Origin of the sequence: Mesoplasma grammopterae ATCC 49580, assembly GCF_000701525.1 — a bacterium.
Taxonomy (GTDB): domain Bacteria; phylum Bacillota_I; class Bacilli_A; order Mycoplasmatales; family Mycoplasmataceae; genus Mesoplasma; species Mesoplasma grammopterae.
Genome location: NZ_KL370789.1, coordinates 159,428 through 179,396, shown reverse-complemented (window position 1 = coordinate 179,396; position 19,969 = coordinate 159,428). Strand labels below are relative to the sequence as shown.

Here is a 19,969-nt window from a genome sequence, read left to right as displayed (position 1 = left end):
GATTGAAATGTTTCAAATGTTACTAATATGTCATATATGTTTGCTTCAAATTATAATTTTGATCAAGACTTGTCAAAATGAGATGTTTCGAAAGTAACTAATACAAAGAGAATGTTTCAAGATTCTATTTTTAATCAAAACATATCAGAATGAAATGTTTCTAATGTAACTGATATGTCTTATATGTTTAAAAATTCTAGTTTTAATAATGATATATCAGAATGAAATGTATTAAATGTTCGAAATCATCAAGGGTTTGATGAAAATACAAATTGACAAAATGAATATAAACCAAAGTTTAAGGACATGAGTAAACTAAATTAATTAAAAAAGTAACCTGTAGAAAAGAAGGTTACTTTTTTTTAATTTAAATGCTAATTATTTTTTAAATTTTATTAATAACTTCAATAAATTTAATTAAAAAATTTATTGAAGTAGACATTTGTGATATTCTAATAATTTCGTCAACATCATGCATTTCTAAAATGGAATCAAAATTTATTGAGCTTAATAATTTTTCTAGTTGTTCTTTCTTATCATTTAAATTTAATTTTTCAAATTCATTGATAAATACATTTTCTAAATCTAATAAGTTTGAACTTAATTCAATATCTTCTCTTATTTTTTTAAATCTTCTTTCAATATTAAAATCAACTAAAGAATAAAACTCAATTTTATTATTTTCATTTATTTCAATGTCATTACCCATTTTTTCTAGGATTCAGTTTAAAGATATAATTATTTTTTTATAGTTTAAAAGTTTATTTTGAATGAAAATGATGAATTCAAAAACTCTTTTTTTATTTTCTTGTTCTTTTGAATCATTTAATTTAAATGTTTGCTTTTCATCAATTAACATCTTACTTACCTGCTGAGTAAAATCTTCTATAAAAATATTTATAAAAGAAAGATCATTATCTATTTCGAATAATTCTATTAATTTATTATTATAAATTTCATGCAAATTATTGAAATTATAATCATTACTCTGGTTTAATTCCTCAACTAAATTCATATTTTTAATGCAAGAATTTATATCATCAATTAATTCATTAATTAAAATGTTACTAGTTAATTTACTTAATATCATTAAAAATACCTCCATTTAGTGTTTATAACCTATAAATAAGATTATACAACAATGAAATAATATATTAATTTGTTAAAATATAAAAAGGAAAAGAAGAGAACTATGAAGTATAAAAATTTGGAAATTAAAGATAATTCAATAAAACTGAATAAATACCAATCAATTTATTTTAATTTTGAAGGTTTACAAAATAAATTAAAAGAAATTAAATTTCCGGTTCTAATATTAGATACAGAATTTTTTAATCGTAGTCATGACTTTGAAAACATAAAACCTAAATTGTACAGTGAAGAAGAAAAAGATATAGTTTATTTAATGAACTATTCATTTGCTAAAAACTTTAATGAAGTTTTAACAAGAAACAATCATAAATCAATAAACAGCTTGTCAATTAAAAGAAAAATTAATGATGATAAATATGATTTTAAAACTCAGTATCAGTCAATGATTAAAAGTTTTATTAATATGTGTGTTAACAAAAACATTAGAACAATTATTTTTGCAGGACAAGACAATGATAAAAAAATAATCGAACAATGAATTAATACATACAAAGCTTTATTTAAGAATAAAAAGACTGATCTATTTATTTTCAATAAAGATACAAAAAGCTATAAGTTAAATAGTTTTGATATATATGATGCGTTAGAACAAAATTTAAGTTTTTCTAATTATTCAAAAAATGGTGAAAAATTTTATAATGAACAAAACCTTAAAAAGGGTGATGTCGATGATTCTATTAAAATAAGAAGTTTAAAAAAGTTCTTCGATTACACAGAAGAACTACATAATAAATATAATTTTAAAGATGATAATATAACATTCTTATGTAGTAGAGCTTTAAAACTATTTAGCTTAGAAAATGTTTCACAATATGAACACAATAAATTATCTAAAAATTTAAAAGAAGCTAGATCACATTGTTATGATGATGTATTAAAAATATTAGTTTTAATAAAGTTCTTAAGTTATATTATGAACAAACATATGGGGGAAACATGAGCAAGTGTATAGGTTGTGGAATTTTAAAACAAAGTAAGGATCAAAATAAACCTGGTTATGTTATTAAACCAGAAAATGAATATTGTTTAAGATGTTTTAAAATTAAAAACTATAATGAATTAATTAATCAAGAAATAAATGCTGAACAATTTATTTTAAAACTAAAAACTTTAATTCAAAATGATAAACCAAAAGATATAGAATTCTTTTATATAATCGATATTTTTGATTTAGAAGGAAGTAGAGTTAAAGAAATTGAAGAAGCTATTAAAAGATACCCAGTTACAATTGTAGTTAATAAAATAGATTTATTACCTAAAGCTGTGAAACTAGCAAAAATAAGAAAATACATAACTGATCTATTTGCAAAAAGTGCTATATACGATGCAAACATTATTTTAAATACAAGTTTTAAAAATAATTTTACAAATAGTTTATTGAATAAAATTAAGAAAACTAAAGCTAAAAAATATTTCATTGGTAGTTCTAATGTTGGCAAATCTTCAATTATTAATTCACTTTTAAGAGCAAATAACTTGATACCTCAAATAGTTGAATCTAAATACTTTAATACAACATTAGACTTCATTCAAATTAAATTATCAAGTGATGATATTATATTTGATACACCAGGAATCGCTAGAAGCAATTCTGCTGCTAATTTATTAGATAAAGAGGATTGAAAATATATTTACTTCAATAAAGAAGTTGCACAAAATACTTTTCAATTAAAACCATTTAACTCAATTTTTTATGCAGGTATTGCTTGAGTTGATTTTGAATGAGAAAGTGATGAAATTAACAGTTTTCATTTCTTCAATAACAAAGAAATCAAATTACATAGAACTAATACAAAAAATGCGTTTGATTATTACACAAGAAATAAAGAAAATATTGTTCCATATAATTTAGACAATAACTTTGTTAAAAGAGAGTTTATATTTAATGAAAAAGATATAAACAAAGAATTTGAGATATCTATTTCAGGATTAGGTTGATTTAACTTTAAAGTTAAAAATCCAATGAAAGTAACAATAAATATTCCTACAAGTAATGTTGAAGTTGAAACAACATTAAGAAAACCATTAGTTTAGTATAAAATAAGTTTAAAGGGGTATTAAAATGAGTCAATCAAAAGAAATGTCAATGCCAGAAGTTATTCAAGAAATAAATCGTTTGGCAAAAATAAAAAAAGATCGTGAACTGACATCAGAAGAAAGTGCATATAGAGAAGAATTAAAAGTTCTATATTTAAAATACTTTAGAAGTGGTTTTGAACAACAATTAAAAAGTACAAAAGTAATAGATGCACAAGGAAATGATGTAACACCAAGCAAACTAAAGAATGAAGGAGATAAAAATGATAAACAAAAATAACAACAATTTAAATGCTTTAAGAATTTTAGGGGTTTCTGCAATTAATAAAGCAAATTCAGGTCACCCAGGTATTGTATTAGGGGCTGCACCAATTGTTTATACTTTATTTAACAAAATAATGAAACATAATCCTAAAAATCCTAAGTGATTTGATAGAGATCGTTTCGTATTATCAGCAGGACATGGAAGTGCTTTATTATATTCAGCATTACATTTGGCTGGTTATAATTTATCAATGGATGAAATTAAAAACTTTAGACAATGAAATAGTAAAACACCAGGTCACCCTGAATCTCACTTAACTGAAGGTGTTGATGTAACAACTGGACCTTTAGGTCAAGGAATTGCAATGGCTGTTGGATTGGCAATTGCTGAATCTCATACAGCATCAGTATATAATCAATCAGATTTAAAATTAGTTGATCACCATACATTTGTTTTATGTGGTGATGGAGATTTACAAGAAGGTGTAGCTCAAGAATCAATTAGTTTAGCTGGTAGATTAAAATTAAACAAATTAATCTTAATTCACGACTCAAATGATATTCAATTAGATGACAAAGTTGAAAAAGCTCAAAATGAAAATATGCACGAAAGATTTAAAGCTGCTCAATGAAATACTTTAAAAATTAATGATGGTGAAGATTTAGTAGCTATTGAAAAAGCTATTAATGATGCTAAAGCATCAGATAAACCTACATATATTGAAGTCAAAACAATTATTGGTATAGGAGCCACAAAACAAGGAACTAGTGCAGTACATGGTGCCCCAATTGGTTCAGATATTGAAACAGTTAAAAATGTTTTTGATTGAAAATTTGATGATTTTGAAATTCCAACTGATATTTATAAACATTGAAATGAAAATATTTCAAAAAATTTAATAATTGAAGAAAAATGAAACGAAACATTAAATAGTTTAAAAATTAAAAATCCAGAATTAGCAAAACAATTTACAAATGGTATTAACAAACAAATTAATTTTGATTTTGAAGCATTAAAAGGTAAAACTCCAGAAAAAACAGAAGCTACTAGAGTTAGTTCAGGAAACATTTGAGATAGCATAAATTCTCAAGTTAAATTTTTAATTGGTGGTTCAGCTGATTTAGTTTCATCAACAAGAATTAAAGGTGCTGATGGTCAATTTGATATTGATAATAGAAGTGGAAGAAATATTCTTTATGGTGTTAGAGAATTTGCTATGGGAGCTATAAATAATGGTATTCATCAACATGGTGGTTTAATTCCATTCTCAAGTGGATTCTTTGTATTCTCAGATTACATGAAACCAGCAATGCGTTTATCATCAATTATGAATACACAACAATTATTTATATTTACTCATGATTCAGTTGCTGTTGGAGAAGATGGACCAACTCATCAACCAGTAGAACAATTAGCAATGATTAGAAGTATTCCAAATCACATTACATTTAGACCAGCTGATTATGCTGAAACGTTAGCATCTTATAAAATAGCATTACAAGATTTAAAAAAATGTCCTTCTACTTTAGTTTTAACTAGACAAGACTTAGTTCAACTACCACATAATGATGTTTATGAAGAAGTTAAAAAAGGAGCATATATTATTTTTGATCAACCTAATGCTTCAGTAACTTTAATAGCAACAGGTAGTGAAGTTGGTTTAGCAATAGAAACAGCTAAAAGGTTAAAAGAAGAAGGCATTATTGCAAAAGTAGTTTCAATGCCTTCAACAAATTTATTTGATCAGCAAGATCAATTATATAAAGATAAAATTATTGATAAATCAACTTTAAGAGTTTCAATTGAAATGGGAACAACTTATGGATGAAGCAAATATACAGGTGACAATGGATTAAACATTGGAATTGATGTTTTTGGAGCAAGTGCACCAGCTAATAAAGTAATTAGTCAATATGGATTTACAAGTGAGCAAATTTTTAATAAAATTAAAAAGGTTATAAAATAATTTAAAATAAAGAAAAATAGAATAGAGTGAAATTATGGTATTATTTACAACAGAATTTTCAGCAGGAGGATTAGCAGGAATGCTAATCGGAGTTATCTTAGGAGCAATTATCTTAGGAGCAATTATTGGTTTTTTCATTACTAGAGCAATGGTTAAAAAACAATTAAAAGATAATCCACCTGTTACAGAAAAACAAATTCGCGCAATGTACATGAGCATGGGAAGAAAACCAAGTGAATCAGACATTAAAAAAACAATGCGTGCAATGCAACAAGCTAAAAAATAATTAATAAAATAAAATAAAAAATATGTTTTGGTCTTTGGAACCAAAACATATTTTTTATTTTAAATTAGTAAATAATTGTACAAATAATTTTAATTTTAATTTTTTAAACACTTATAAAATTACTTTCTAAATTTACTCAAAAATAAACAGACATATCACACTTATCTTTTATTTATTAACAATTTTATATAACATATAATATTTTGTAAATAAATAGTGAGGAGAAATATTTTGAAAAAATTACTAGGTTTATTAGGTACCATATCATTGATAGTTCCAACAACAATTTTAGCAGTATCATGTAGCAATAATACTAAAAAAATTAATATTGCAACAGTCATTGAAAAAAAGAGTTTAGGAATTATAAATAGATCAATAGAATATGAAATAAGACAAGCTGTTTTATTAAACAATCCAAAGTTAGTTACATCAGATTTTGAAATAACTAACATTAATACAAGTGAAAGTTCAGGAAAAGCAAGTTTAATTGGTCAGGATAGATATAATGGTGAAATTACAGTTTCTTTTTATATTGTTCCAGCTTTAGAAGACAATCTTATAAATACTGATTTAGGTACTATAAGTAGTAAATCAGAAAGTGCGATTCGAAAAGCGATCTTATCAAAAAATCCGGATATTAATATTAATGGTTTTGAAATAACAGAAATAGATTCAACATCAGCATTAATAACAGGTGATGATTTTATATATAATGGCTCACTCACAGTTGTTTTTACAATACAAGCAATAAAACCAAATTTAAGTAGTGTAATCACTAAAAAAGATTTAGGTATTTTATCTGATAACAACGTGCTAACAATTCAACAAGCAGTCATTAAATTAAATCCTAAATTAACAACAAAAGACATTAATATCACTTATATAACTCAAACATCAGCAAGAGTTAATTCATCAGCTTCTGGAAGATATACAGGTTCTGTAAATGTTACATTTACTATCAATGGAACAAAACCAGAAAAAACAAATTTAGCGAATGTTATAACTAATCAAAATATTACAACTGTTTTACCAAATGCAGATCCTGATATAATATTAAATGCTTTAGTAAAAGATAACTCTAAGTTAAATTCTAATTATGTAAGAATATATGATGCTGGTTTTAATTCTTCAAGTGGTTGAGGTTGAGCTAGAGTTACTTCAACTGATGAAAATGTTTATATCAATCCAAAAGAAGGTTATCTTGATTTAACTTTTAAAGTAGATGAAAATCTTTTAGCTACTGATTTAGCATCAGTAATTACAAATACAAATTTAGGTACTTTAGATAAATTAGATGAAATAACTATTAAAAATCAATTATCAAAATTGAATTCTAATTTAGAAGTGAATTACGTAGATATTAATAATATAACTGAAACATCAGCAATAGTTGCATCAAATAATCCAAGCAAATATAAAGGAAGTATAAACATAACTTTTAAACTTGATACTTCAAAAGTTGTTCCTCTATCTTCTGTATTAAAAGAAACTAATTTAGGAACATTAGCCTCAACTGATGAAAATACAATCAAACAAGCTATTAAATCAAAAAATCCAAATATAGATATTAATGCAATAGGAATTGATTCACAATCAATTACTACATCAAACGCATTAGTTAAATCAACTGATCCAACAAAATATAGTGGTTCAGTTAAAATAAAATATATTATAGATACATCAAATGCAGTTGATTTAAGTACTTTAATAAAAAAAAGAAATTTAAAAGGTATATCTGATAATTTAGATTCAGGAATAATTAGAAATATTTTAAAATTTAACCCAACTACAACAATTGAAGAAAAAGATTTAAAAGTAATTAATAAAACAAATGAAGTAGCAACGATTCAATCTAATAATTTAGCCAAATATAAAGGTAGTGTAGAAGTTCAATATGAAGTAAAAACCCTAGTTGGATATCATTATGATTGAGGAGGAAATTTTGAAAATAAAATTGCATTAAATGATAAAGATTTGTTAACTTCTTCTTATAATGTTATTAATTTATCATTTTTATATTCTAATGTGGAATATCAAATGCCAACTTATAGCCCTAATAATCCTGCCGCAATAAAAGAAGGAATTAAAGCGTTACAATCTCAAGGTAAAAGAGTACTTATATCAATGGGAGGAGCTACTGCTGAACATATGAAATTTAGAAGTGATCAAAAAGAACAATTGAAAACAGCCATTAAAAGCGTGATTAACGAATATGGCTTTGACGGAATAGACATAGACTGAGAATCTGCTTCTTTAAATAGTTCAGAAAGTAAAAAGGTAACAGCTCAAGCCCTTAAAGAATTAAAAGATGAATATAAATCTGAAGGAAAAGATTTTATTATAACTATGGCTCCTGAATTTCCTTACCTTAGAAAAAATACTGAGGGTAGAAACTATAAAGAATTTTTAGATGGTCTTGATGGTTATTATGACTGAATAAATCCCCAATTTTATAATGGTTGAGGAGATGGTGTTCAAGTAGAAACAAGTGAAGATGCCATAAAAACAGGTGTTCAACAAAATACATATATTACAAATGATAATGTTGACAAGCGTGGTGAATTTTATTATTTAATGTCAAAATATATTACGTCAAAGCCTAATAATCAAAATGGTTTTTATCAAATACCAACAGATAAATTCATTATTGGTGCTTCAACAAATGAACCAGCAGGAAGAGGAGCAGGTTCAAAAGAAGCTTTCAATAAAGCTTACAATTTATTAAATTCTGATGAGATTAAGATTAGAGGGTTAATGACATGATCAATTCTTTTTGATGCGTTTGAAGGTATGATACCAGATACTTATGGAGGGACAGAACCAAAAATTATGTGATATAGGTGATCATATAGTAAATGATTTGATGAAAGTTTTGGTAAATTAAAAGATCAAAAATAAAGTCTAAAATCTAAGAGCAAGTAATTAATAATTAAAAAATAAAACTCATTTTAAATGAGTTTTTTTAATATAAGCAGTTATTTTCTTATTCCTTCTTTTTTTATTATTGGTACAAGTATAATAAATAATCAAATAACGTTGACTAAAGGTAATAGAAATAATAAATTAAAGATTATTTTTTTGCTTTTTTGATTAAATAAGCTTTCATTTTTAAATTTATTTTTAAATGTTTTACTAATTGAAATAAATAAGATATTTAAAAATTTAAAAATGATTAAAATAATTAATAAAATTATTGAGTAATAAAAACCAGGACTTGGTAGTTGTGAATTACTATCTAAAACAATAACCATCAGTAAAGCTAAATTTAAAATTAATCAAAAAGTTATGAAAAGATCCAAAATAGAAACTAAAACAATATAAATTTTAATTTCATCATGATCATTATAATCGTTGCTTTCTTTTTTAATCTCTAAATTATGTATTTGTATTAAACCTATAATACAAGGCGTTAATGATATAAAATATAAAATACTTCAAAACATCTTAATTAACTTCTATTTTTAAATAATAGTTAATTAAAGAATTTATAAAATAAGAAAATATTACAGTTATTTTTTACAAATTCATTATGTTCAAGAATTTGTTTATTTTCTTCTTTTTTCATTATATTGATTTGCCTTTGTCTTTCCTTTTTGTAATAAAAAAATTATCACACTTACATTTTATCATTATAATAATAAAGTCAACAACATAATAATAAAAACTCACTTTGTTATAAAAGTGAGTTTTTATTATTTATAATTAGGAGCTTCAGCTGAAATTTCTACATCATGAGGATGAGATTCTTTTAAACTAGCTCCAGTTATTTTAACAAATTTAGCATTGTGTCTTAAACAATCTATTGTATTAGAACCAGTGTAGCCCATTCCGCTTCTTAAACCACCAACTAATTGAAAAATAACTTCTTCTAAAGTGCCTTTGAAAGGAACAACTGCTTCTATTCCTTCAGGAACTAATTTTTTAGCTCCTTTTTGGAAGTAACGATCACTACTTCCACGCTTCATTGCTGCTAAAGAACCCATACCAACATAAGTTTTATATCTTTTATTATTAATAATAACTTCTTGACCAGGAGCTTCTTCAGTTCCAGCTAACATACTTCCTAACATTACAGAATGAGCACCGGCTGCTAAAGCTTTAACAACATCACCAGAGTATTTAATTCCACCATCTGCAATTAAAGTTACATCTTTATTAATAGATCAATTGTAAACATCATTAATTGCTGTAATTTGAGGTACTCCAACTCCAGCAACAACTCTGGTTGTACAAATACTTCCAGGACCAATTCCAACTTTAACACAATCAGCTCCAGCTTTATAAAGGGCTTCAGCACCTTCAACTGTACAAATGTTACCAGCAATAATATCTAAGTTAGCATATTTAACTCTAATTGCTTTTACAACATCAATAATACCTTTACTATGACCATGTGCTGAATCAACTACTAAAACATCAATACCAGCTGAAATTAGACCTTCTACACGTGTTAGAGTTTCATCATTAACTCCAACAGCGCCACCAACTCTTAAAAATCCATTAGCATCAATACAAGCATTTGGAAATTCATCTGTAGGTTTAATTGATTTAACTATTCTAATTTCATTTGCTTGTTGTTCAATTGTTAGATTTTTATGAACAATACCAATACCACCAATACTTGCAATCGCAATTGCTAACTCAGATTCAGTAACTGTATCCATAGCTGCAGAAATGATAGGAATATTTAATTCTATATTTTTAGTTAATTTAGTTTTTAAACAAACTTCATGAGGTAAAACTTCTGAGTAATTAGGTACTAATAGTACATCATCAAAAGTAATTGCTTCATTTATAATTTTTCCATTTAGATCTTTATTCATATTTATTCTCATTCTATTGTTCCTGGAGGTTTAGATGTAACATCATAAACTACTCGGTTAACATTATCTACTTTATTTATTATTTCATTTACTACTTCATCTAAAAATTCTCAAGGAAGATGTGTGCTAGTTGCTGTCATAAAATCAATTGTATTAACGCTTCTTAAAGCAACAACATAATCATAAGTACGATTATCACCCATTACACCAACTGTTTTAACTGGTAATAATGTAACAAAGGCTTGTGAAACTGAATTATATAAATTTCATTCTCTTAATTTTTTAATAAATATAGCATCTACTTCTTGTAAAATTTCAACTTTTTCCTTAGTTACTTCTTCAATAACTCTAATTCCTAACCCAGGTCCAGGGAAAGGATGACGATTAATCATTTCTTCAGGTAATCCTAATTTAAAACCAACTTGTCTAACTTCATCTTTAAATAAGTTTCTTAAAGGTTCAATTAATTTAAATTTTAAATCTTCAGGTAATCCACCAACATTGTGATGAGATTTAATTGTTTTAGAACTTGCTCCATGAGAAGAAGATTCAATTACATCTGGATAAATAGTTCCTTGTGCTAAGAAATCAGCATCTTTATGTTGTCTAGCTACATCTGTAAAAACATCTATAAAACATTTACCAATAACTTTTCTTTTAGCTTCAGGTTCTTTAATTCCTTTTAATTCAGAAAAGAAAAGATCGCTTGCATCAACTAACTTAATATTGATATCAAAATTAGTTTCATAAGCTTTCATAACTTCAATTGTTTCATTTTTTCTTAATAAACCAGTATCAACAAAGATACAAGTAAGTTGTTTACCAATAGCTTTACCAATAATAGCAGCAGCAACTGATGAATCAACCCCACCACTTAAACCCAAAATAACTTGTTTATCTTTAACAATTTCTTTGATTTCTTTGATTTGTTGATCAATAAAGTCATCAAGATTTCAGTCTTTATTACATTTAGCTATATCATATAAGAAGTTTTCTAACATTTCTTTACCTTGTAAAGAATGAGTTACTTCAGCATGGAATTGAATACCATAAATTGGTTTAGTATTATGAGCAATAGCTGCAATACTTGCATTAGAATGTGCAATTTGTTTGAAATCTACTGGTAACTTTGTAACATGATCAGCATGACTCATTCAAACTTGAGAATCAGTGTTTACATTTTTAAAAAGTGAATTCTTTTTATCATCAATAGTTATAATTGCTTTACCAAATTCTTGTTCATCAGCCAATTCAACAGCTCCTTCAAAATATTGAGTTAATAATTGCATACCATAACATACACCTAAAATAGCAATATCTAAATTTAAGATTTCAGAATCTATTTTATAAGCATTTTGTAAATATACACTTGAAGGTCCACCAGAAAGAATGATACCTTTTAGTAGTGGATATTCCTTAATTTTTTCAATTGATGTATCAAAAGGTAAAACTTCTGTATAAATATTAGCTTCTCTAACTCTTCTAGCTAATAACTGTGTATATTGACTTCCAAAATCTAAAATCAAGATTTGAGTATTTTTCATTTTAATCTCCTTCTAAATAAAAAAAGAGGTCTTTTTTTGTGTAAAAAAACCTCACGCTTATAGTCTAAGGATAGGTCCAGAGGCAGGTCGACAACCCAATATGTTGTCATGTATAAGTTTTTTATATTTAATTATTTAAATTATTATATATTAATGTTGTGTTTATATTCAACAATAAATGTAAAAATATTTGTAAAGAAAAAAGAGAACAGTAAGTTCTCTTTTTTAGTTCGTTTAATTATTAATTAAGCGTTAACTTTTTTAATTGATAATTTTGCTTGAGCTTTTTCATCGTTTAATTCTAAAATTAGAACTTCAACGTCTTGACCAACTTTAACGAAATCGTTAATGTCGTTTACAAAAGTGTTAGCAATTTCACTAATATGGATTAAACCTTTGTATTCTTTACCGTCTAATTCAAAAATAGCAAATGCACCAAAAGGAGCAATATCAGAAATTTTAACTGAGATAACTTTGTTCATTTTGTCGTCTACTTTCTATAATACTGATCAAATGGATAAAATTATGAACTAAAAGTTAAAATTTTAAGATTCGATTTGTTCAAATACTAACTTTATTATATCAATTAGTTTTAAATAAAATAGTATTTTTATTTTTTATCTTGAAATCCAGCACAACCTTTTAAATCTAAATTAGTTTTATAACCCAATTCAATTGCATGTTCAAAAGTTGCTTTAACACAAACTTCTAATGCAACTCCTACAATAGTTAATTCTTGAATATCATTTTCTCTTAAATATTCATCAAGAAAGTTAGAGTTTCCTTTCTCATCAAAAAAAGCACTATAACTTTCAGTTTCTTTATTTTTACCTTTTTCAACTATTTTATTAATTTTTGATGCATCAAAATATAAATTAGTTCCATTTGTATTAACAACACAATGAGGCCCTCACTCTTTGAAAGAATAATGATCAATAGGATGTACATCCTTTGTAGCGATAATAAGATCTTTATTGTCATAGAATTCTTTTATAAGTTCTTCTATATAATTTTTCTTAGTTTCAGCAGTAGGCACATATAACTTTCCGCTTGGATCTACAAAATCAAATTGGTAATCAACAATAATTAATGCTTTATTCATATGAGTAATCTCCTTTATAAAATTATAACAAATAAAAAATGTAGCTATTATGCTACATTTTACTAGTTTTATCTTTTTTAGGATAAATTGGTTGCTCAGTTTTATTTTTTAATTTAACAATATTTGTTTTATGTCTAACAACTAAAATAACCATTCCAATTAAGATAACAATTTGTCCAGTTAACATTCCATCAGCAAAGTTTGAACCATGTATATTAGAAGAAAACTTATGGAATAAGTTATAAAAACTAAATACAATGTGCTTATCTCAAGCAACAATGAAAGAATCATATCCATTAAATAAGCTATAACCCATTACACCATATGTTCAAGGTAATCACATTAATAATAAGATTGTAGCAGTTCCAATAATTGAAGATAAACTAACTTTACGATATTTGAATGCAAATATTCATCAAACGATAAAGAAAATTAAAAAGTATAAGTAATTAACAACAACTAATAAACCTAAGAAACAACTTACAGCTTTACCACCTTTAAATTTAAATCAAATTGGTCAGCAATGACCAATCAATACAAAGATACATGGAATAAAGTAACTTGTTTTACTAAATAATTCACTTGGTATCATTGATAATCCAGCTGCAAACGCAGCTGTGATTAATACTTTAAATCCATCAAGTAAAGCTACAGCTAAACCTCATCTTTTACCCAATATTCTAACTGTATTAGTGGCTCCAGGGTTATTTGAACCCACTTCATAAATACTTACACCTTTGACTCATTTAGTAACAGGAACTGATCAAAGAACACTACCTAATAAATAACCAAAGATTGAAGCTATAATAATTCCTAAATAGGGAAACATTTAATCAAATCCTTTCAGTAACAAATTTATTATATCAAATAGTATATTAGATTTTTGTGTTAAAATTTATTGTAGTTAAATTACTAAATATAGGAGAAACTATGAGTGAACAAATTTTAAAAAGAAATTTAGACTTAACAGTTGAAGAATTGATAAAACAAAATGCTCAACTGAAAGTTGAAAACAAAGTTCTTTATAAACATGTAAGTAAAATTGATAATAAAACAGCTGGGTGATTAAGATTATTATGATTTATCCCAATTTTAGGATGAGTTATTTACAATGCTATAATGGCTGGTAGAAAAGCAAACCCAAAATACTTAAATCAAGTTTTACCTATTAAAGAAAAAATAGCCAGAAATGAATTTCAAGTTGTTTATAATGAAAAGCTAATTGAAGATAAAAATTAAAAAACCTTATGAATTAACATAAGGTTTTTTAATATCAATTTTAAATTTCAAATAAATCTAAGAAAATTGTGTCATATATTCTTTCTAATCAGAAAAGTTTGTGAACTGTTGCTTTATTAAATTTAGCTTTCATTCTGTTTTCTAATAAATCGACATAACTTTCTCATATTTCTTTATAACGATCTAATATTTCATTATTTATTTCTATCATTCTACCTTGATCAGGTCTAGTTAAATCATCCTTATTAATCAAAATAAATAATCCATTTTTTGAAGTTAAACTGTTTTTACTAAATTTTAAGTTCAAGTAATTATCTTCAAATTCGACATCCTCAAATAATGATTTATTTGAGAAATATTGATCTTTAATCAATTTAACATAGTTTGCATCAATTGCTTTAGATTTATCAGCAATTTTATTAAATGAGTTCAAGAATGATGGAAGAAGCATCATATCAATTGTGGTTCTTAAAATAGCTCAGATTAAAACAATGTTTTCGGCCCCATCTTTAGGCGACACAAAGTTTTGTTGAATTTCAAAGTTTACTAAAATAGTAATGTAAAAATTTGATGCGACAAAGAATATCAAGAATCAAATTGGTGTAAATGAAATTTCTCTAACTGCTTTAAATTTTTGTCTGTCAACTTTTGATTTATATTTAAATACAATAATCTTTTTGAAATATAAGTTTTTTGAAAATCAATTCATGTAAGTAAATTTTGCTAACATAAAAGCTGAAACACCTAATAATATGTATCTAACAATATCAGCAGCTGTTCCATCAAGTATGAATGTTGAAAGAATAAATAATACTGTAATCACACTCAGCATTACAACATCCAATATAAATAAGAATAATAAATATGGAATAGTCTGCAATAAAAGATTAGTAATTTTTTTATGAGTTTTAACTAAAGTTAATCTTTTATCTTTTTCTGAAACTTCACTATTATTAATTTTGCTATTTAAATCTGAAAGCAACTCTTTAGTTTGTTTAGCTTCTTTTTTTAATGGTTTAATGATTTTTATTTTGCTTTTAGCCTGTTTTTTTTCTGCCATAAAATTTCTCCTTTTCACATTTTATAATTATAATGTAAAATAGAAATAAAATAGTAATTTAGTACAACATTAATTTGAATTTTAGAAATATAATTAAGTTAAATTGTATTAATGAGGAGAAAAAATGACTATACACTATAATGAAATGCTAATGATGCTATGAAATTTACCTCAAACAGTAGCTGTATTTGCAGAATTTGATAAATGAGATGAAAATGAAACTAATTTAATTAAAAAAGCAAAAGAGAATAATTTCAAAGTTATTTTAATTCAAAAAGAAATTAGTAACTTTAAAAATATAATTCCTAATAAAGGAATTGAGGAAAAAGCTAAAGATTTAGATTGTGAAGTTGTTTTATGACATTCATTTAATCAAGAATATAATTATGAAAGAATCAAACAAGATTTAAATATTCAAAAAGTATACTTATTTGATAAAAATGCAGATCTAAACAAAATTGAAGCAGCTTTTGAAGATAAAACAATTATTAAATATGATGAAAAACTTAATAATGATATTAAAAAAAGTGAAGAGTTTTTAAAATTAGGAAAAATTCAAGAATATAAAAAGTTAAATGGATTCAGTTTTGGTTTTAAAGGTTTTGTTGAACATGGTAACCACATTGGAAGAACAATTAATTACCCAACAGCAAATATTATTATTAATGATGAATTAATTTTGAAAGAAGCTGTTTATTTAACAACTACTAAATTACCAAATGATGAAAAAGCATATCCAAGTATCAGTGCTTATTGAACTAATAAAAATGGAGTTAATGTATTTGAAAGTCATATTTTAGATTTTGATCAAGATATTTATGGATGAGGAATCGACGTAGAAATTATAGATTTTATACGTGAAAGTATTAAAGTAAATAACTTAGATGAACTGAAAGACTTATTAAATCAAGATAAAGCATATGCAATAAAACATTTTAAAGGAGAATAGAAAATGAAAAAACCAATTTTAGGTAGCCATGTTGGTATGAGTAAATCAAATAAACATGGAGAATATTTAATCGGAAGTGTAAAAGAAGCTTTAAGTTATGAAGCTAATACTTTAATGTTTTATACTGGTGCACCACAAAACTCAGTTCGTACTGCAACTGATAAGTTGTATATTGAAGAATTTAATCAATTATTAAAAGAAAATAATATTAACAAAGATCACATTGTAGTTCATGCACCTTATATTATTAATATTTCAAATCCTGTTAATCAAACAACTTGAGATTTTGGTGTTGATTTTTTAAAACAAGAAATTAAGCGTTGTGAAGATATTGGAGTTAAGATTTTAGTTTTACACCCAGGAGCAAGATTAAAAGGTGATTATACAGATGCTTTAAATGCTTTAGTAAAAGGATTAAATGCTGTTGCATCAAGTCAAACTAATGTAGTTATTGCATTAGAAACAATGGCTGGAAAAGGTACTGAAGTTGGTTTATCTTTAAAAGATTTTAAATATGTTATTGATAATGTAAACGAGCCAGAAAAAGTTGCTGTATGTTTAGATACATGCCATATGCATGATGCTGGTTATGATTTTAATAATTGAGAATTAATTAAAGAAGAAATTAATCAAACAATTGGAAAAGATAAAGTTTTATGTTTCCACTTAAATGATTCTAAAAATCCTTTATTAGCTCATAAAGATAGACATGAGAATATTGGTTATGGTTACATTGGTTTTGACAATTTATTAAAAGTACTTTGAGATGAAGAATATATAGATATTCCAAAAATTTTAGAAACACCTTATGTGGAAGATAAACCTCCATATAAAGAAGAAATTGAAAACCTAATTAATAAAAATTTTTCCAAAAAAGTTAAATAAAATATGAGATAATTAATAAATCAAGGGGCAGGTAGGTGATATTATGAGTGAACAAAAATTAAGTATGACAAAAAGACGTACATATCTAGTTCAAATGTTTTATAGATATTTATTAATGAATAATGATGTTAATTATATTAAACAAGATATATTAGATGAAACACAGGAAAAATTAGATGTTGAAACAACACTAATAGCAAATAATATCGCTGAAAAGCTTTCAGATCTAAAAAAAGAAATTATTAAACATTTAAGTGCTAATTGAAAATGAGATAGAATACCAACATACATTCAATCAATTTTAATTATTGGTGCATATGAAATTATTTTTACTCCAACTCCAAAAGCTGTAACAATTAATGAATTAGTTAATTTGGTAAAAGAAAACGAAGTTGATTTTGATTACAAGTTTGTAAATGCATGTTTGGATAAGGTTATTAAACTATAATGGAAAACAAAATATTTTCAGTAGCTGAAATAAGTCAAATATTTAAAGAAGCTATTGAAGGTAGTAATTATTTTAAAAATATATATGTCAGAGGAGAAGTTGGCAACCTAACTTTTAACAAATCGGGACATGTATATTTTTCTTTGAAAGATAATCAAAGCACAATAGCTGCAATGATATGAAAAAGTAATGCACACAAACTAACAAACTTAAATGTAAAAGAAGGAATGGAAATTACATGTTATGGTAGATTAACTTATTATGTTCCAAGCGGAAGAGTAAGTTTTGAAGCTGTTGATGTAACTGTTGAAGGAAAAGGTGATCTTCAAGAAATTTTTGAAGAACGTTTAAAAGAAATAACTGCTCTAGGTTGAACAGATGAATCAAGAAAAAAACCAATAAATAGATTTGCTAAAAACATTGGTTTAATTACAACTGATTCTGGTGCTGCTATTAAAGATTTAATAACAACATTAAAAAGAAGAATGCCTTCTGTAAACATTTACTTATTTCCAACAATGGTTCAAGGTGAAACTGCTAAGTTTGATATAGCAAATAAAATACAACAAGCTAATTTATTTGAACCTAAATTAGATATCTTAATTGTTGGTCGTGGTGGAGGAAGTTATGAAGACTTATGAACTTTCAATGAAATGGAAGTTTTAAAAGCCATAGTTGATTCATCAATTCCAATAATTAGTGCTGTAGGTCATGAACCTGATATAACACTAAGTGATTATGTTGCTGATCTAAGAGCAGCAACACCAACTGCAGCAGCTGAATTAGCTTCAATTAGTACAGAAGAACTATTAAAAGAATTAGCATATAATTATGAAAATCAAATTCGTTTATTTAAGAACGTTTATAATAATCAACAATTAAAAATTGAAGAATTTAAAAAACAAAATATTTTAAAGATTAATAATAAATATGACTTACAATCACTTGATTTAAATTACATTGAAAAAAGTTTTATCAATAATATAAACAATATAATTAGCAGAAATGAAATGTTTATAGAAAACATAGAATCAAAAACAGCTTTATTAGACCCTAAAAAGCCATTAGACAAAGGTTTTGGTTTAATTATGAGTAAAGATAAGCAAATTATTAATTCTGTTGACAAAGTAGATATAAATCAAGAAATAAAACTTGTGTTAAAAGATGGTGAAATAGAAACTATCATCAAAGGAGTAAAAAAACATGGAAAATAAAACATACGATCAATTAATTATTGAATTAAAAGAAGAAACATTGAAATTATCATCAAGTGAAATATCAATGGAAGAAGCTATGAAGATATTTGAAGAAAACATTAAAAGAATTCAATTAGCAAAGGAAAAGCTAATTGAATACAAAGGTACTATTAACAAAGTTTTAGCAGAAAATAAAATCGAAGAATTTAATTAATGAAAAAGCGTTTAGATGAAGTTCTTGTAGAAAAGGCATTAGTTTCTACAAGAAGCAAGGCAAAAGAGCAAATAGTTAATAGAAAAGAAGTATATGTAAATAATGTTTTAATTACAAAAGCTGGTTTTATGGTTAGTGAAACTGATTTAATTGATATTAGATTGAAGCAAAGCACTTTTGTTTCAAGAGCTGGTTTAAAATTAGAAAAAACTATTAAGGATTGAAAAATTGATTTGAACAATAAAGTATGTTTAGATATTGGTGCTTCAACTGGTGGTTTTACACAAGTATGTTTAGAAAATAATGCAAGTTTAGTTTATGCAGTTGATGTAGGTACTGATCAATTGGATGAATCTTTAAAAAATAATAATTTAGTCAAAGATATGCAAAAATATAATTTTAGATATGCAAAAAAAGAAGACTTTGATAAAAATATAGAATTCTTTTGTTGTGATGTAAGTTTTATTTCTTTAGATAAAATTTTACCAGCTTTAAACGGTTTAATCCAAGAACAAACAAGTGGTGTTGTTTTAATTAAACCTGAGTTTGAAGCAGGTAGTGAATTAGCTAAAAATGGTAAAGTTAATCTAAAATCAACACATTTGCAAGTTATTAAAAATTTTATATATTATTCTAAACAAAATGGTTTCTCTGTTGATAGATTAACTTATTCACCAATAGTTGGTAATAAGAAACAAAATATTGAATATTTAGCTTATTTAACAAAAACAGAAAAGCAAAAGGATTGAAAAGATGAAGAACTAAACAAAGTTGTTAATCAATCTTGAAAATACTTAACTTAA

General features: G+C 25.3%; 22 protein-coding genes and 1 riboswitch. Of the genes, 14 read left to right on the top strand and 8 right to left on the bottom strand.

The window, feature by feature from the left end; all coding sequences use genetic code 4:
• Positions 1–324: BspA family leucine-rich repeat surface protein (locus T314_RS0103480; RefSeq protein WP_029512213.1), on the top strand; the 324-nt coding region annotated here is incomplete at its 5' end.
• 61 nt (positions 325–385) lie between these two features.
• Here the strand turns inward: T314_RS0103480 and T314_RS0103475 are convergent.
• The gene (locus T314_RS0103475) at positions 386–1,090 is read right to left on the bottom strand and encodes a hypothetical protein (protein WP_029512212.1); all 705 of its coding nucleotides are present in this window, start codon (positions 1,088–1,090) and stop codon (positions 386–388) included.
• 102 nt (positions 1,091–1,192) lie between these two features.
• Between T314_RS0103475 and T314_RS0103470 the strand changes: the two genes are divergently transcribed.
• From T314_RS0103470 to T314_RS0103445, 6 genes are all read left to right on the top strand, one after another.
• Complete coding sequence (locus tag T314_RS0103470) at positions 1,193–2,104, top strand: hypothetical protein (RefSeq protein ID WP_029512211.1); 912 nt, start codon at positions 1,193–1,195, stop codon at positions 2,102–2,104.
• On the top strand, positions 2,089–3,186 hold the full coding sequence (gene yqeH / locus T314_RS0103465; protein WP_029512210.1) for a ribosome biogenesis GTPase YqeH: 1,098 nt from the start codon (positions 2,089–2,091) through the stop codon (positions 3,184–3,186). The genes T314_RS0103470 and yqeH overlap by 16 nt, the downstream gene beginning before the upstream one ends.
• Before the next feature lie 28 nt (positions 3,187–3,214).
• Positions 3,215–3,469, top strand: coding sequence for a DUF896 domain-containing protein (locus tag T314_RS0103460; RefSeq protein WP_036237570.1), 255 nt, complete (start codon positions 3,215–3,217; stop codon positions 3,467–3,469).
• A complete protein-coding gene (tkt, locus tag T314_RS0103455; RefSeq protein ID WP_029512208.1) occupies positions 3,453–5,420 on the top strand; it encodes a transketolase in 1,968 nt (655 codons plus the stop codon). The genes T314_RS0103460 and tkt overlap by 17 nt, the downstream gene beginning before the upstream one ends.
• Before the next feature lie 34 nt (positions 5,421–5,454).
• Positions 5,455–5,706 (top strand): YneF family protein, encoded by a 252-nt coding sequence (locus T314_RS0103450; RefSeq protein WP_029512207.1) that lies wholly within the window; start codon positions 5,455–5,457, stop codon positions 5,704–5,706.
• A 231-nt stretch (positions 5,707–5,937) separates the two neighbouring features.
• Positions 5,938–8,604 carry a glycosyl hydrolase family 18 protein gene (locus T314_RS0103445; protein ID WP_029512206.1) on the top strand — a complete coding sequence of 889 codons (2,667 nt, stop codon included), beginning with the start codon at positions 5,938–5,940 and terminating at the stop codon, positions 8,602–8,604.
• 77 nt (positions 8,605–8,681) lie between these two features.
• Here the strand turns inward: T314_RS0103445 and T314_RS0103440 are convergent, their stop codons facing one another.
• The 6 genes from T314_RS0103440 to T314_RS0103410 all read right to left on the bottom strand — a co-directional run bounded on the left by T314_RS0103440 (position 8,682) and on the right by T314_RS0103410 (position 14,004).
• Entirely contained in the window at positions 8,682–9,149 is a 468-nt protein-coding gene (locus tag T314_RS0103440) for a hypothetical protein (RefSeq protein WP_029512205.1), read from the bottom strand.
• Between the two features lie 249 nt (positions 9,150–9,398).
• Positions 9,399–10,529, bottom strand: a complete 1,131-nt coding sequence (gene guaB, locus T314_RS0103430) for an IMP dehydrogenase (RefSeq protein ID WP_029512204.1) — start codon at positions 10,527–10,529, stop codon at positions 9,399–9,401.
• Positions 10,530–10,531: 2 nt separating this feature from the next.
• Complete coding sequence (gene guaA / locus T314_RS0103425) at positions 10,532–12,073, bottom strand: glutamine-hydrolyzing GMP synthase (protein ID WP_029512203.1); 1,542 nt, start codon at positions 12,071–12,073, stop codon at positions 10,532–10,534.
• Positions 12,074–12,128: 55 nt separating this feature from the next.
• Positions 12,129–12,191, bottom strand: a riboswitch (nucleoside riboswitch).
• 127 nt (positions 12,192–12,318) lie between these two features.
• Positions 12,319–12,555, bottom strand: a complete 237-nt coding sequence (locus T314_RS0103420) for a S1 RNA-binding domain-containing protein (protein ID WP_011183238.1) — start codon at positions 12,553–12,555, stop codon at positions 12,319–12,321.
• A gap of 128 nt (positions 12,556–12,683) precedes the next feature.
• The gene (locus tag T314_RS0103415; protein ID WP_029512201.1) at positions 12,684–13,175 is read right to left on the bottom strand and encodes an isochorismatase family protein; all 492 of its coding nucleotides are present in this window, start codon (positions 13,173–13,175) and stop codon (positions 12,684–12,686) included.
• Positions 13,176–13,227: 52 nt separating this feature from the next.
• Positions 13,228–14,004 carry a glycerol-3-phosphate acyltransferase gene (locus T314_RS0103410; protein ID WP_029512200.1) on the bottom strand — a complete coding sequence of 259 codons (777 nt, stop codon included), beginning with the start codon at positions 14,002–14,004 and terminating at the stop codon, positions 13,228–13,230.
• Positions 14,005–14,105: 101 nt separating this feature from the next.
• On the opposite strand from T314_RS0103410, the gene T314_RS0103405 reads away from it, so the two are divergent.
• Positions 14,106–14,414 carry a hypothetical protein gene (locus T314_RS0103405; RefSeq protein WP_029512199.1) on the top strand — a complete coding sequence of 103 codons (309 nt, stop codon included), beginning with the start codon at positions 14,106–14,108 and terminating at the stop codon, positions 14,412–14,414.
• A gap of 40 nt (positions 14,415–14,454) precedes the next feature.
• Here the strand turns inward: T314_RS0103405 and T314_RS0103400 are convergent, their stop codons facing one another.
• Positions 14,455–15,474: a hypothetical protein gene (locus tag T314_RS0103400; RefSeq protein WP_029512198.1), complete on the bottom strand. Its 1,020-nt coding sequence runs from the start codon at positions 15,472–15,474 to the stop codon at positions 14,455–14,457.
• A 124-nt stretch (positions 15,475–15,598) separates the two neighbouring features.
• Here T314_RS0103400 and T314_RS03910 point away from each other — a divergent pair, with 124 nt between their 5' ends.
• The 6 genes from T314_RS03910 to T314_RS0103370 are packed head-to-tail and all read left to right on the top strand — an operon-like array spanning position 15,599 to position 19,969.
• The gene (locus T314_RS03910) at positions 15,599–16,423 is read left to right on the top strand and encodes a riboflavin kinase (protein ID WP_051612905.1); all 825 of its coding nucleotides are present in this window, start codon (positions 15,599–15,601) and stop codon (positions 16,421–16,423) included.
• A 3-nt stretch (positions 16,424–16,426) separates the two neighbouring features.
• Positions 16,427–17,308 carry a deoxyribonuclease IV gene (locus T314_RS0103390; protein ID WP_029512196.1) on the top strand — a complete coding sequence of 294 codons (882 nt, stop codon included), beginning with the start codon at positions 16,427–16,429 and terminating at the stop codon, positions 17,306–17,308.
• A gap of 43 nt (positions 17,309–17,351) precedes the next feature.
• A complete protein-coding gene (nusB, locus tag T314_RS0103385; protein ID WP_023025735.1) occupies positions 17,352–17,756 on the top strand; it encodes a transcription antitermination factor NusB in 405 nt (134 codons plus the stop codon).
• The gene (xseA, locus tag T314_RS0103380) at positions 17,756–18,970 is read left to right on the top strand and encodes an exodeoxyribonuclease VII large subunit (protein ID WP_029512195.1); all 1,215 of its coding nucleotides are present in this window, start codon (positions 17,756–17,758) and stop codon (positions 18,968–18,970) included. The genes nusB and xseA overlap by 1 nt, the downstream gene beginning before the upstream one ends.
• Complete coding sequence (gene xseB, locus T314_RS0103375; RefSeq protein WP_029512194.1) at positions 18,960–19,166, top strand: exodeoxyribonuclease VII small subunit; 207 nt, start codon at positions 18,960–18,962, stop codon at positions 19,164–19,166. Before xseA ends, xseB begins: the two co-directional genes overlap by 11 nt.
• Entirely contained in the window at positions 19,166–19,969 is an 804-nt protein-coding gene (locus T314_RS0103370; protein WP_029512193.1) for a TlyA family RNA methyltransferase, read from the top strand. The genes xseB and T314_RS0103370 overlap by 1 nt, the downstream gene beginning before the upstream one ends.